Genomic DNA, 12,549 nt, shown 5'->3' with positions numbered 1-12,549 from the left:
GATAAAGCAAAAATCAAGCTAAATATTAACATTTTGTGGCACTACCTTTTGGAGATTTTCGGAGATCGATTCAGTATGGACGCGGGTTTGCCGGCACTCACCCCCTCCATACTGTAGAAGATCAGTTTTAAGAGTTCTACAGACTGTTTCATTCATTGGGACTTCACGCCTTTCATTGTTCTTTGATTCGGTAACATAGATGAGCCGGCTCTTAAAATCTACATCTTCCCACTTAAGGTTCAAGACTTCACCTTTTCTCAAGCCTGTATGCCTTGCTAACAGGACAATTGGCTTAATGGCAGAGGAGCATTCATTGTAAAGCTTATCAAATTCTTCCTGGGTTGGATTGACCAGCACTAATTTTGACAGGCAGTAATTCTCTCTGGAAATTGAACGCCCGATTTTTTTTTAAAAAGTTTCAAGTGATTCATTCAATATCCAAGATTAGACTTCTGATCTTAGATAAGGAAATCAATCTGGCATTGGAGAGGAATCCTCAACATGCCTTCTCATTGCCGCATCACAAACCGCATATTACCAGTTGATGAGCTTCTCTTGAATCTGCTTATTAAGCTTCTTCAATCGTGTTTCCACATTGGCCAATTCTAAAGTCTTTTCAAACTGTAACTTTTTTGCTGATAAGATTGAGAATATCAAAGAAGAAAAGAAGAAATATCTCCTTGACACTTATGCTTCATCTGTTATAATTTTTTTGAAAAATTAGGAAACGATTTTAAACCCAACCAATTTCGTAAATCCTTGACGCGGGGTGGAGCAGCCTGGTAGCTCGTTGGGCTCATAACCCAAAGGTCGGTGGTTCAAATCCACCCCCCGCTACCAATCCCATATTATCAAAAATATAAAGATGGAATGAGACATAATTTCTAAAGTCTATTGCTGTTCAACCATTTGATAGGCAGAGAAAAGGTAGGAACAATATTCGTTGACAAATAGCAGGGCTTCCAATAAATTTATGATATCGGAAGATAATCTATGGGAAGGAAAGTATTTACGGCATGCACGAGGGATTGTCCTGATGCGTGCAGGATCATAGCTGAAGTTTCCGATGGAAGAGTAACGGATCTGAAAGGGGACCCTGATCATCCCATCACGAGGGGATTCATCTGCTCGCGAGTCCGCAACTATCAGAATAGGTTGTACAGCGACGAGAGAATCCTCATGCCGATGCTTAAGGCGCGTGGAAGCTGGAAGAAAATCAGCTGGGATCACGCGATCTCGATTGCCGCCGAGAAGATCGCCGATGCCATTGAAAAGTTTGGAAACCTCTCTATCCTCAACTACCGTCACAGCGGCTCAATGGGCTTCCTGAAGATCCTCAATGATAGGTTCTTCAATCTCCTCGGGGGAGCCAGCTTCACTTCTGGAACACTTTGCGGAGGATCAGGAGGAGCCGGTCAGATTGAAAGTTTCGGATACAGGATCACCCATGCTCCTGAAGATATGCTCAATGCCAGACTAGTCATCATCTGGGGAAGGAATCCAGTAAACACCAATATCCACCTGGTCCCATTTCTGATCGATGTGAAGAAAAAGGGGGCGAAGGTCATTCTCATCGACTGCATTCAAACGCAGACAGCCTCCTTCAGCGATTTCTACATCCAGCCAAGACAGGGGAGTGACGGGTATCTGGCCCTCGGTGTGGCAAAGTACTGCCTGAAGCATGGAGAGATAGCGAAGGATTTCATCGAGGAGTACTCGGAAGGATTTCAGAACTATCTTGATCTTCTCGAAAGCCATTCCATGGATGATATCTCGACCAGGACCGGAGTCTCCATTGCCGACATCGAAACGCTCGGAGCTCTATACTGCATGAATCACCCCGCAGCCATCATCCTTGGGTACGGGCTCCAGAGAGTCTGGAACGGTTCCGAGATCTTTCGTGCGATAGATTCACTTGCTGTCATGAAGGGAAACATCGGCATTCCTGGCGGAGGGGTGACGCACGGGATGGATGAGTGGATTCATTTTGACAAAGAGATCGCCGGCGAGAGCTCTTCAAGCAGAAAAAGATTCCTTCCTCTCCCTTCGATCGGCGAAGCAATTCTCAGGACTCACGATCCTCCACTTAAAGTCGCGTGGGTGACGGGAGGTAACGTAGTGGCCCAGTCACCGGATTCCATGTCTGTCAGGAGAGCTTTCGAGAGCATGGATTTCGTCATCCTCTCGGATTCATTCCTCAACGACACTGCCGATGTGGCTGATCTCTTCCTGCCAACGACCACTTTTCTTGAAGAGGATGACCTTGTGGGAAGCTACTGGCATCACCATATCCTCGCAGTCAACAGAGTGATTCCTCCAGTTGGAGAATCCAGAACGGATCTCGAGATCTTTCAGTCTGTTGCCGAAAAGCTCGGCTTTGGAATCAATATGAGCGGGACGCCGGATGACTGGAGAGCAAAGGCGATACTCCATCTGGAGAAAGATGGCATAACGCTGGACAGGCTCCGGAGAGAATCGGTCAGATCACCCGTCATCCCGGATGTCCCCTATGCCAATGGAGACTTCAGGACAGCTTCGGGAAAGTTCATGTTTGCAGGAAATCTCAAACTTGATGCCATCCAGAGAATGGAGTATCCATATAAGCTCATCTCCTCAGGCGGGAAGATGGCGCACAATTCTCAGATCCTGGAATTGGATCAGATTGGCCTGCCCGACGTCTTCGCATCATCGGAAACACTCAAAAGAGAGAATCTAAAGGATGGGGACATGGTCTTCCTCGAATCGAAGGTGGGGAAGATTAAGGTGAGGCTAAGGGAGAAATTCGGAATAGGAAATGACGTTATCCTCTTCTACAGGGGAGGATGGCTTAAGAAAGGATGGGGAGTAAATGCTATCACGGAAAACATCGTATCAATGAAAGGGGAAAACGCATCCTTCTATGACACTTGCGTCCGCGTGAGAAGAGATCAATCATGAGGACCATTCCGAATAACCTTTCATATACAGCGTGCCGGCTTTTGCCTGCATGGATCGTCCTATCCATCCTTGTTATCAGCGTCATCTGTTCGGGTCCGCTATTTAGCCAGGATAATTTCAAGAGGAATGCCGCGATCCGCCACTTCAACGAGGGCGTTAGGTTCGAAAAGACAGGCGAGATTGGAAAAGCGATCGAAGCTTATGAGAAAGCCATTAATGCCGACCCTTATTGCCCTTTCCCTTTCCTGAATCTCGGGAGCGTTTACTTCAGCAGAGGAGACTTCCTTCTTGCAAAGTACTTCTATCTAATCTCCTTAAAGAATGATCCTTCCTACTCCAAGGCTAAAGAGAACCTGGAGATCTGTGAAAGACGGCTACCCAGTTTGCAGGGAGAGGAGTTGAACATTCTTGCATCCCGTTCTTTTTCCATGGGAAAACATCTTGCTGGAGAAGGGAAGTTCTGCGAGGCTGCGCAAGAGTTCATGAGATTTGTAGGGGGAATGCCGGATCAGTCGGAAGGTTATATTCACGCCGGGAAGGCGCTGCTGGGCTGCAAGCGATATTCACTGGCGGAACGGAATCTGACAATAGCCGCTTTGCTTTCGGAGATGGATCGAAATCTAATCCTACTCCTTGCGGAAGCTTATGAGGGAATGGGAGATATCAGGAGAGCCCTTCAGATGAACAAGATCGCCATTCAGAAAGGGGAGTATGAGTGGGAAGAAGAGATGGAAGAGGAAGAAAAAGCGAAGAGCAGCGTCGCGCAAGCGGAGGAAGATGCTGACAAAAGGATATTGGAAAAGATCGCCGATCTGGAGAAAAGGGTAGTGGATCTCCAGGCTATGGTTCTTAAATTCGAAAATCAGATTTCCGGATATCTTTCCTTCCTGAGCGAGAAAGGCAAAAGCGATCTCGAGGAGTTCATCTTCAACAGGATCGCCGAAGGAGTTGAGGAGAAGATAATCAGGGAAGAAATCGAAAAGGCTCTTCAGATGAACATCTCTGGATTGAATTTTGACAACGGTTCGGTAGAGATCACACTCCCTCCTGGCTGGTACCAGGCTTCCGAAGAAACAAAGCCCGGCTCTCCTTTCGCTGTCTTCAGGAAATGGCCAGGAGATTCCCAGCTTGCCTTTTACGCAATTGATGCTCAAGGCGAAGTCGGCTCTATTACACTCGGATCCGGGAAGCCGGGCAGAGCGGGCGAAGCCTTAAACTATATTGTGGAAGCAGGAAAGAAACTTGCAGGTGCGCAGGGAACCGATGCCGTTGTTGCCAATCAAGCAGGCGGATTCTCAAACGCAGATTATGTTGCCTCTTTCGATGTTTATCATGACGCCGGTGATAAAGGTTCCGCTCCCGTGAGATGGTGGCTGTTCTATATTGAGGGAAGTCCGAATTTCTGCATGGCCGCAGGCATCGCTGGCTCCGGAGGTCTTGATGCCGAAGAGAAGGAAAAGATTCTTTCCGAAATGGAAAGAATCCTAGCTCATCTCCGATTCAACAGAGAGACATGGTCAAGAGAGGGAGGAATTTCGGGCTCATTACTCTATTTCCCATTCCCTCCGGAATATCAGGGAATGTCTCCATTCTCCGAAAAGGAAATGCCATGGACAGTGATTCAGGGTCAAGGCTTCACTCTTCTTCTTCCCCCTGGAATCATAGGAAAAAGACTCGATGCTTCTTCACCGCAGAGAACGAGAGCATCGATGGTGATGTGGTTCAGGGGCGGTTTCACAGATGCGAGCGGCAGGGAAGTCAAGGTTGGAGACAAGAACTACTCGGGATACATGGACATCCTGGATTTCGATTCAAGGGGGAAAAGTCATGATTATGTTTCTGGAAGGCCGTCCCCGGCACCACCTCCTCCTGACACTGAGGCAAAACTCATCTCCGGAGAGGACTACACGGAAATTGCCAGAGAAACTGCAGGAGCCGATACTTCATGGGTAGGGAAGTTCCAGGGAAAGGGATTTTCAGGAAAGTGGCTCATCTTCAGAATGTCATTCGATAAGAAAGCACTGGAGTTCGGGTTTCCGATCCTGAAAGGGGAGGATTCTTCTTCTCTGTTCTGGATCCCGACGACGTTTCGAATGGAGGGGTTGCCTCCAGCTTTTCCGCCCGAGGACCCTGCGGAGAGATTCAAGATGACTTTTAAAAGAGCGTCTCCTTCAGAAAAGAGCGTGCCTCTTGGAAAGGAAGGTGAATTCATTACTCCCGATTTTGCCATCGATGTTCCAGCAGGATGGAGAGTTTCCCTCAATTACAGGAGCGTCGATGGCTACCCCATAACCCTCAAAGAGTATCGGAAGAACTCGACCATAAAAATCCTGAAGCTCAAACCGGGGAAGGGACTCGATGTTGCCATGAAAGAGGCCCAGGAATGGATTTGCGGAGGTTGTTCATTGACCTGGGCTCCCCTTGAGAAACCGAAAAAGCATGGAGCAAGAAAGGCCCTTCATGCATCACTGGAAAAAAAGGAAGCGGAGTCCATAAGAATAAAAACAGTCTATCTCTTCGAGAATCAAAAGGACGATCTATTTGTGGCTCACGTGGAACTGGCGGATGGATGGGATGCCTCCATCGGTGAGGAAGCGAAGATGGCAGTCTCCTCTCTCTTTTTCAGCAAATAGTTTTTCCTTCTCGATGGACATTGTACAGATAGCCCAAATTCAAGGACATTAAGAAGTTGCCTATCAGCAACTTTCACTATACAAGGTTAGAACAGAATGGATTTAACTCTATTGCAGCTTCTTGATTACCCTGTCGATCTTCCTCAGCAGGTTTTCCATCTTTGTGGAAGCTGTTGCCGAGCATCCCTGGAAAAGGGAGTCCCCGCTTAAAGAATTTGAAGCAGAGTCGATACTGACCTGCTTCGTTCCCGATGCTGCGGGCATAGGATTCGAGTCAGAATCTGTCCCAGAATCTTTTTCTCGCACAAGGATTGGAGGAACTGGAATTGGTGATATAGGAGAAGCAAGATACTTAATGTCCAGTTGCAGATATACGGGCTTAAAGGATTCTCGCTGTTCGATTTCTCTTATGGGACCGTTCACCTGGGAAAGAATAAATGATGGAATGAGAAAGATTGAACTGAAGGCAACATATAATAGAATCTTATATCTCATAAATGCCTCCCCATCAATTTTTAAAAATAATATATAACAAGAGGGAGTTCGAATCAACAACTATTTTTTTAGGCTCTTTTCAAGTTCCTTCAGGAGAAGGTTTAACTCCTTTTGCTCCGGTGCAATGTTTTTTGCTTTCAAAAGTGTTTCATAAGATCGATCAATCCGTCCGGTTCTGAAATAGGCAAGGCTGAGAATGTACAAGGTTGCGAAATGATCATCCTTTGCCCTGTGTGCTTTTTCTAAGTATTCTATGGCTTTTAGTTCCTGACCATCATCCATGTAAAGTCTTCCAAGATTGAAAAGGGCATCATGGTAATTTGGACTTATGTCAATCGCTTTTCTGAATGCTTCTTCTGCCTGGAGTCTATCTCCCGTCACGCGCAGGACAAGGCCCATGTTGTTCAGGGCTTCTTTATAATGCGGGTTTATCTTGAGGGCTCTCCGGTAGTGGTAAAGTGCCCCCTTGCTGCTCTCTTTCAGTGCGTAAACGTTACCGAGGTTGTAGAAAGCCTCTGCGTAATCCTGTGAGATGGAAATTGCCATCCGGTATGCATGGATCGCACGGTCGATCTCTCCCTTCTCATACAGGATATTGCCAAGATTGAAGTATGCAAGATCAAAGTCAGGGTCCAATCTAATGGCTTCTTCGCATTCCCTCCGAGCAGCTTCGATCATCCCTTTCTTTTCATAAATCGAACCAAGGTTACAATGGGCTGTACTGTAGCCGGGATAGATCTCCAAGGCCGTCATAAATTCTTTTTCGCTTTTTGCCAGATCCCCTTCATGCATCAGGATATTTCCAAGGTTGTTGTGCGCTTTCGCGCTCATCGGAGTGTTCTTTACCGCTGATGTGAAGAGCTCTTCCTCATTCTTCCAATCCTGATTTCTAAACAGAGTTCTTGGCACGGCAAATAAAAGAATAACAGCAAAAAGGAAATAGAAATATTTTTCCTTCCATCCTCGCTTAAGGATAGGACCCAGAACAGGCGAGAGAAGCAGTGCAAGAAACATGAAGAAAGCCGCCGATGGGATATAGAGATACCTCTCAGCCATGATGTTCCCTATGGTTAGAAAAAAATTGGAGATGATGGATATAGTTGCAAGATAGAAAGAAATAGGGATGAAGAAAAGAGATTTCTTCTGATAGAGAAGGAAAACCGCTACGAGTAAGGATATCAGCAGAAGAAGCGAAATTCCTCCAGAAACAAGAGGAATGGCACCTGTAAGTGGAATCTCGTTGAAGGAATAGTCAACGGAAAGATGGAGAGGAAAGAAGAGAAGCCCCAGATATTTCATGAAGACTCTAGATGCACCGAGGAACCTCTCGGAAAAGGAGGCGTGGGCCAGGGGGTTGTCAAGAAGGATGGGCTTCTGTGATCCTATGGGAGAGCCAAAGACGAGTGATCTGATCAGGAAGTAAAAGGCGAGAATCAGGATGATCCCGAGCAGGGTCCATCTATACTTTGAAATCGTCTGCATCAAATTGCTATCGTTTTCTTTTTTTCCTTTGAACATGAGGAGGAGAAAAATAACCAGAGGAAAAGATGCGGCCATCTCTTTGGATAGCAGGGCTAAGAAGAATGCCATTAGAGATGCAAGATAGAGGAGAAAAGATATGGCCCCCTGTCTTTTCAACGAACCCAGAAAAGCGAGGAGCGCCAGGAAGAAGAAGAGGAAAGAAAGAAGCTCAGCCCTTCCGACGATCCCGATGACGACTTCCGTCTGAACGGGATGCACAGCGAAGATGATGGAGCAGAGGAAAGCTTCTTTCATCCTCTGGAAGATGCTGATGAAGAGGAAAAAAAGAAGAGAGGCATTGATAGCATGAAGCAGAACATTGGTGGAGTGATAGGAAAAGGGGTTTAACCCCGAGAAATAATAATTCAAGGCAAATGTGAAAATGGCAAGTGGGCGGTAAAAGCCCGTCTTTACGGAACCTTCTTCCCCCCAGTAATCGCTCGCGAAGATCTCCGGAACGTTCTTGAGGCTCTTGATGAGAGGGTTCTGCTTGACGATGATGACGTCGTCGTAAAGAAAGTCGTATTTCATGCAATTCCAGTAGATGGAAAGAGACGCGGGAATGATAATAATGGCGAGGAGAGCGAGCTTCAGAAAGGGAGTCTTAGCTTTCTCATAAACAGACATTTCATTTCATGAAGAGATGGGCAAGGAAAGTTACCACCCACAGGATTGCGGACACGATGAGGATGGAAAGCAAGAGCGCGAAGTTCTTCGGCCAGACCAGGGCTCTCATCAGCGGGTGAAAATAGGAGATGGCCAGGACAGTCACAACGAAGAAGAAGAAATTGCTGAGGAGCAATATGAAGTACTTAGCGGCCTTTCTGGTCAGGCTTGTTTTTTCTTCCATGCGCGCTCCTTTCCAAGATAATTCTTATTGATAATAGCACTGCTGCTTCAGGAGATTCAACCGGCTTGATACAAAAAGGGAAAAAGATCTTCGAGCTCCTCGAGGTTCTCAATGAGAGCATCGGGGGAGGCTCTTTCGAGTTCCTCTTTCGAGTTCGAACCGCTTGTAATGCCGACTACCTTTATCCCGGCCCGCCGGGAAGTTTCAATATCGATCGTCATGTCTCCTACGTATACCACCTCGTCCTTTCGAAGGCGCATCTCTTTGATTGCCATCTCCACCATCCCCGGGTCGGGTTTCGCCTTGGGGGAATCATCCGGGCCAAGGATAACCTTGAAATACTCATAGATCCCCCTGGACTTCAGGATCTCTGATGTGAAATACGAAGGTTTGTTGCTAGTGACGGCCATAAGATATCCCTTCCGCGCGAGGGAGGGGATTACCTCTTTCACATTGGGCATGAGCTTTGTCTTTTCGAGAAAGACGCTGCCGTATTTCTCGCGGAAGATTCTTATTCCTTCCTTCACGTGTGCATCACCAATCGTTTCTGCTATCAGGACTTCAAGCCCTCTTCCGACTATCTTCCTGACCTCTTCGAGCGTGAAAGGAGCCAGATTGAAGCTCTTCCTTGTGTGGTTGAGGCTTTCCATGATTGGTGCGTAAGAATCAATCAGCGTCCCATCTAAATCGAATATGATTCCTTTGATCCTGTTCTTATGAATGGTGTTTCTCCAGAAAAGTTTCATTCCTTGAAAGGCCACTTTGCCTTCTTCAGAAGCCTCTGGTGCGTCTTGAGATTCATCTTTCCCTGGTTGCAGTTATTGCATCCCTGAAACGTCTTGAACTTGACGCGGTAGGCACAATCAATGGAGGGGTACCAGATATGATATTTCCAGCAGTAAAAGTCGTCCTCTTCGGATTTGTAAGTACATCGCATAATCATGATATGTTAAAATTTTTTAAACTAACAATCCCATATTATAAGCGTTGAAAGGGAAAGCGCAACCCGCATGAAGTTATATTTATTTCGAGGAGAAGAGCCAGGATCATCTACTTTGAGTTATTAAGGAATATTTCCGTTTCTTCTATTATAATGACTTGCGAAACTGGCTAAGATGTGATGCATAGAAACGATTTCAGAATAAGGTACATGAATCAGATCCTCTTCCGGGGGATCGGTGAAGAGGGGCAGGATAAGATTGCAGAAGGGAGAGTTTGTATCGTCGGGTGCGGTGCCCTGGGAACGATGGTGGCGATTGGTCTTGCGAGGGCTGGTGCGGGACACATCAGGATAATAGACAGGGACTTCGTCGAGTTGAAGAACCTGCACCGACAGGTCCTCTTCGATGAGGAAGATGTTAGAAAGATAATGCCCAAGGCTGCAGCTGCGGAGAAAAAGCTCAGGAAAGCAAATTCGTCCATCCATGTCGAGGGGATAGTTTCGGATCTGAATCATCTCAATGCGGAGGAGCTCCTAAAGAATATTTTGGTGATCGTGGACGGAACGGATAATTTCGAGACACGATTTCTGATCAACGAGTTTTCAATAAAACATTCCATCCCATGGATCTATGGAGCTGCCGTCGGGAGCTATGGTTTGACGTTAGATGTCCTTCCGGGGGAAAGCCCCTGCCTGAAATGCATCTTCGAGACTTCTCCCCCTCCAGGGCTTCTCGCCACATGCGACACTGCGGGTATCGTCCCATCAGTGACGAGTGTCATAGGCAGCATCCAGTGTGTGGAAACGCTGAAGATCCTCTCCGGTAATGGTGCCAAGCTCAACAGATTCATCACAGCGATAGATGTTTGGGAAGGAACCTTTCAAAGGATCAAGCTTGTTAAAGAGAGACATGATTGTCCGGTATGCGATGCAAAGGTTTTTCCGCTGCTGGCTGGTGAAGGAATCTCTTTAGGGGTGAATCTCTGCGGGAGGAATTCGGTGCAGATCCGCTCCGGAATGCACTCCACTACGATAGATCTTCTCTCGCTCAAAGAGAAAATCCAGAGAATAACCAGTGTTTATTACAATGGATTCCTGCTACGTATGAGTCTTGAAGGATTTGAGGTTACCGTCTTCCCGGACGGGAGAGCCATAATTGGCGGGACAGATGATCCTGTTCGCGCGCGCTCCATCTACTCCAAATACATCGGCAATTAACTGCGAAATAGAAGGAATTGTTCGGCCCAAAAGACCGGCCCATCTTCCAGTCGTCCTGACTCGTCGTGAAGTTGTAAGTACTACCATGATCTATACGCATGTCCTCAATCAATGCGCAAGAGAAGTGCCAAGTCCGATGGATGAGGAAAAAGATAACCCATAGTTGCAAGTATATCCATGTTAAGTGCATTTAACCAGAAGGGAAAGTATGTACAAGAAGGGAACAGTTTCTATTCTTTTCATAATTCTAGGTTTCGCCATAGGTTGGTTTTCACATCTCAAGTTAAGTGAGATGCAATGGCAGGACTATCTGCTTGCAAATTGGCTAGAACGAGCAGGATTTCATGCCAATGCTCTCAAGCTTTTACAAGATCAAAATTTTGATCGACTCAAAAGCTTGCTTTTATTGCGTGAAATGCTATTTCTAGTGCTAAAGGTGCACAGCGTGCCTTGTAACACCGAATCCAGCGGGATGAAAGAAGCCCACACAGATAAAGCCCAAAAGTCTGTTAGCCTGAGGCAGGTTGTAGCGGCGTAAGCTGCTGCAATGGAGCATGCCTGACAATGCGTGGCCAGAACCCATCCCGGGCCAGCGGGCGAACTGGCAGACCGTACCGAAAGGGAACGCAGATGCAGCGCCGTCATGCAGCATCTACAGGAATTGATGGGAGAGTGGATGGACAGGGATGCCGAGCCGCTTGTGCAACGGCGAAGGCAGCAACGGTGAAAGAAAGAAGGGAGAAGACGTCACCGTATCCCTCGGCGTGTCAGCGACGGTATGTCAGGAAGGAGGAGGTGCTAACAAGGGAGATCCAGGGTGCAGGTGGAACTCGAACCACTTATGGCAGCTTCTATAAGGGAGAAACCCGAAAGGGAGTTGAGGCATTCCTGGAAGTCGGAGGGGCTCATAAGCCTGAGGATGACAGGGACAGCAAAACCCTGTCGGAGGGTAGGAGCCCTGCTTCAGTCGGAGTCTATTCTTGTGAGGAAGGACTGGTGACTGCCAAAGGGGAAAGCCCTTTGGCTCAACGCACCCATAGAAAGGTTCAGGTACTCAAGGATAGACTCCATACAGCGGCCAAGAAGGACACGAAGCGCACGTTTGGAATCCTGTACGACAAAGTGTGTCAATGGGAAGTGCTCTGGACAGCATGGATAAGGGTTCAAAGTTCATACTGAAATCCAATGGCAAGCTCAGCATCGATGCTGATATCAAATCCTTCTTTGACACCATTGATCATGACTTACTGCTCAGTCTTGTCCGACGCCGAGTCCGGGACAAATGGATTTTGCGCCTGATTCGATGGTGGTTAAAGGCAAAGATATTGATCGGGATAAAGTGTTAAGAGCACAGGAAGGGACGCCGCAGGGAGGGGTTCTCTCTCCTCTTCTGGCGAATATCTACCTGCATCCTCCGGACAAGTACTGGCAGGAGAGACATCAAGACACCAAGCTGGTACGGTACTGTGATGATAAGGATCGCAGCAGGAGCTTCTGCTACGGTTTTCCAACGCAGAAAGCGATGAAGCGTGTGAGGGAAAACCTCACGTACGGTTTGATGAGGGGGTGGTGGAAACGGGTCGATGGAAATCTCTAAACGGGCACGAAGCTGGAAACGGCGGACACAGTCAAGGGATATCCTGCACGGCACTGCGCCACTGCTCCACTCGACAAAAATGCAAAATGAATTTGCAAACTTTGCATTTAAAGAAAAAATTGATAAATGGATATGAATATCAGTTATGTTCTTTTACCTCCTTTTATGTCGCCTGCCCCTGGATCGACTCGCATGTTGACAAGATTTTTCTTATATAGTATAAAACAAAAAGTTTGTTTTGCTTCTTTGCCACTTATGGGAGGAGGCTCTGTGCACCGGATGAAAGCCGTTTCTGTTCAACCTTCTCAATCCTACATCACTCCCATCGAGAATCCGACCGACAAGATGGTAACCTTAG

General features: G+C 47.0%; 12 protein-coding genes and 1 tRNA gene. 8 read left to right on the top strand and 5 right to left on the bottom strand.

What is annotated here, in order from left to right; translation table 11 throughout:
- Positions 1–18: 18 nt before the first annotated feature.
- Positions 19–357 carry a tyrosine-type recombinase/integrase gene (locus AB1756_09895; GenBank protein ID MEW5807641.1) on the bottom strand — a complete coding sequence of 113 codons (339 nt, stop codon included), beginning with the start codon at positions 355–357 and terminating at the stop codon, positions 19–21.
- A 406-nt stretch (positions 358–763) separates the two neighbouring features.
- Here AB1756_09895 and AB1756_09890 point away from each other — a divergent pair.
- From AB1756_09890 to AB1756_09875, 4 genes are all read left to right on the top strand, one after another.
- Positions 764–840 (top strand) — tRNA-Met (locus AB1756_09890).
- A gap of 153 nt (positions 841–993) precedes the next feature.
- Positions 994–2,937: a molybdopterin-dependent oxidoreductase gene (locus tag AB1756_09885; protein MEW5807640.1), complete on the top strand. Its 1,944-nt coding sequence runs from the start codon at positions 994–996 to the stop codon at positions 2,935–2,937.
- The gene (locus tag AB1756_09880) at positions 2,934–5,570 is read left to right on the top strand and encodes a tetratricopeptide repeat protein (protein MEW5807639.1); all 2,637 of its coding nucleotides are present in this window, start codon (positions 2,934–2,936) and stop codon (positions 5,568–5,570) included. The genes AB1756_09885 and AB1756_09880 overlap by 4 nt, the downstream gene beginning before the upstream one ends.
- Before the next feature lie 163 nt (positions 5,571–5,733).
- A complete protein-coding gene (locus AB1756_09875; GenBank protein MEW5807638.1) occupies positions 5,734–6,102 on the top strand; it encodes a hypothetical protein in 369 nt (122 codons plus the stop codon).
- Positions 6,103–6,125: 23 nt separating this feature from the next.
- On the opposite strand, the gene AB1756_09870 is transcribed toward AB1756_09875, so the two are convergent.
- The 4 genes from AB1756_09870 to AB1756_09855 are packed head-to-tail and all read right to left on the bottom strand — an operon-like array spanning position 6,126 to position 9,373.
- A complete protein-coding gene (locus AB1756_09870) occupies positions 6,126–8,213 on the bottom strand; it encodes a tetratricopeptide repeat protein (protein MEW5807637.1) in 2,088 nt (695 codons plus the stop codon).
- Between the two features lies 1 nt (position 8,214).
- Entirely contained in the window at positions 8,215–8,436 is a 222-nt protein-coding gene (locus tag AB1756_09865) for a hypothetical protein (protein ID MEW5807636.1), read from the bottom strand.
- 56 nt (positions 8,437–8,492) lie between these two features.
- Positions 8,493–9,197, bottom strand: a complete 705-nt coding sequence (locus AB1756_09860) for an HAD-IA family hydrolase (GenBank protein ID MEW5807635.1) — start codon at positions 9,195–9,197, stop codon at positions 8,493–8,495.
- Positions 9,179–9,373: a hypothetical protein gene (locus AB1756_09855; protein ID MEW5807634.1), complete on the bottom strand. Its 195-nt coding sequence runs from the start codon at positions 9,371–9,373 to the stop codon at positions 9,179–9,181. Before AB1756_09855 ends, AB1756_09860 begins: the two co-directional genes overlap by 19 nt.
- 213 nt (positions 9,374–9,586) lie before the next feature.
- Here AB1756_09855 and AB1756_09850 point away from each other — a divergent pair, with 213 nt between their 5' ends.
- From AB1756_09850 to AB1756_09835, 4 genes are all read left to right on the top strand, one after another.
- On the top strand, positions 9,587–10,594 hold the full coding sequence (locus tag AB1756_09850; GenBank protein ID MEW5807633.1) for a ThiF family adenylyltransferase: 1,008 nt from the start codon (positions 9,587–9,589) through the stop codon (positions 10,592–10,594).
- A 208-nt stretch (positions 10,595–10,802) separates the two neighbouring features.
- Complete coding sequence (locus AB1756_09845) at positions 10,803–11,132, top strand: hypothetical protein (GenBank protein ID MEW5807632.1); 330 nt, start codon at positions 10,803–10,805, stop codon at positions 11,130–11,132.
- A 26-nt stretch (positions 11,133–11,158) separates the two neighbouring features.
- Positions 11,159–11,773: a hypothetical protein gene (locus tag AB1756_09840; GenBank protein MEW5807631.1), complete on the top strand. Its 615-nt coding sequence runs from the start codon at positions 11,159–11,161 to the stop codon at positions 11,771–11,773.
- Between the two features lie 124 nt (positions 11,774–11,897).
- Entirely contained in the window at positions 11,898–12,191 is a 294-nt protein-coding gene (locus tag AB1756_09835; protein MEW5807630.1) for a reverse transcriptase domain-containing protein, read from the top strand.
- Positions 12,192–12,549 lie beyond the last annotated feature (358 nt).

This window comes from Acidobacteriota bacterium (genome assembly GCA_040752675.1).
Lineage (GTDB): Bacteria > Acidobacteriota > Polarisedimenticolia > JBFMGF01 > JBFMGF01 > JBFMGF01.
The sequence above is the reverse complement of the archived record's forward strand: the minus strand, read 5'-3'. Positions and strand labels throughout refer to the sequence as shown.

Coding starts and splice junctions, on each gene's coding strand:
- AB1756_09885 (MEW5807640.1), top strand. CDS start 994: ATGGGAAGGAAAGTATTTACGGCATGCACGAGGGATTGTCCTGATGCG.
- AB1756_09880 (MEW5807639.1), top strand. CDS start 2,934: ATGAGGACCATTCCGAATAACCTTTCATATACAGCGTGCCGGCTTTTG.
- AB1756_09870 (MEW5807637.1), bottom strand. CDS start 8,213: ATGTCTGTTTATGAGAAAGCTAAGACTCCCTTTCTGAAGCTCGCTCTC.
- AB1756_09865 (MEW5807636.1), bottom strand. CDS start 8,436: ATGGAAGAAAAAACAAGCCTGACCAGAAAGGCCGCTAAGTACTTCATA.
- AB1756_09855 (MEW5807634.1), bottom strand. CDS start 9,373: ATGCGATGTACTTACAAATCCGAAGAGGACGACTTTTACTGCTGGAAA.
- AB1756_09850 (MEW5807633.1), top strand. CDS start 9,587: ATGAATCAGATCCTCTTCCGGGGGATCGGTGAAGAGGGGCAGGATAAG.
- AB1756_09845 (MEW5807632.1), top strand. CDS start 10,803: ATGTACAAGAAGGGAACAGTTTCTATTCTTTTCATAATTCTAGGTTTC.
- AB1756_09840 (MEW5807631.1), top strand. CDS start 11,159: ATGCGTGGCCAGAACCCATCCCGGGCCAGCGGGCGAACTGGCAGACCG.
- AB1756_09835 (MEW5807630.1), top strand. CDS start 11,898: ATGGTGGTTAAAGGCAAAGATATTGATCGGGATAAAGTGTTAAGAGCA.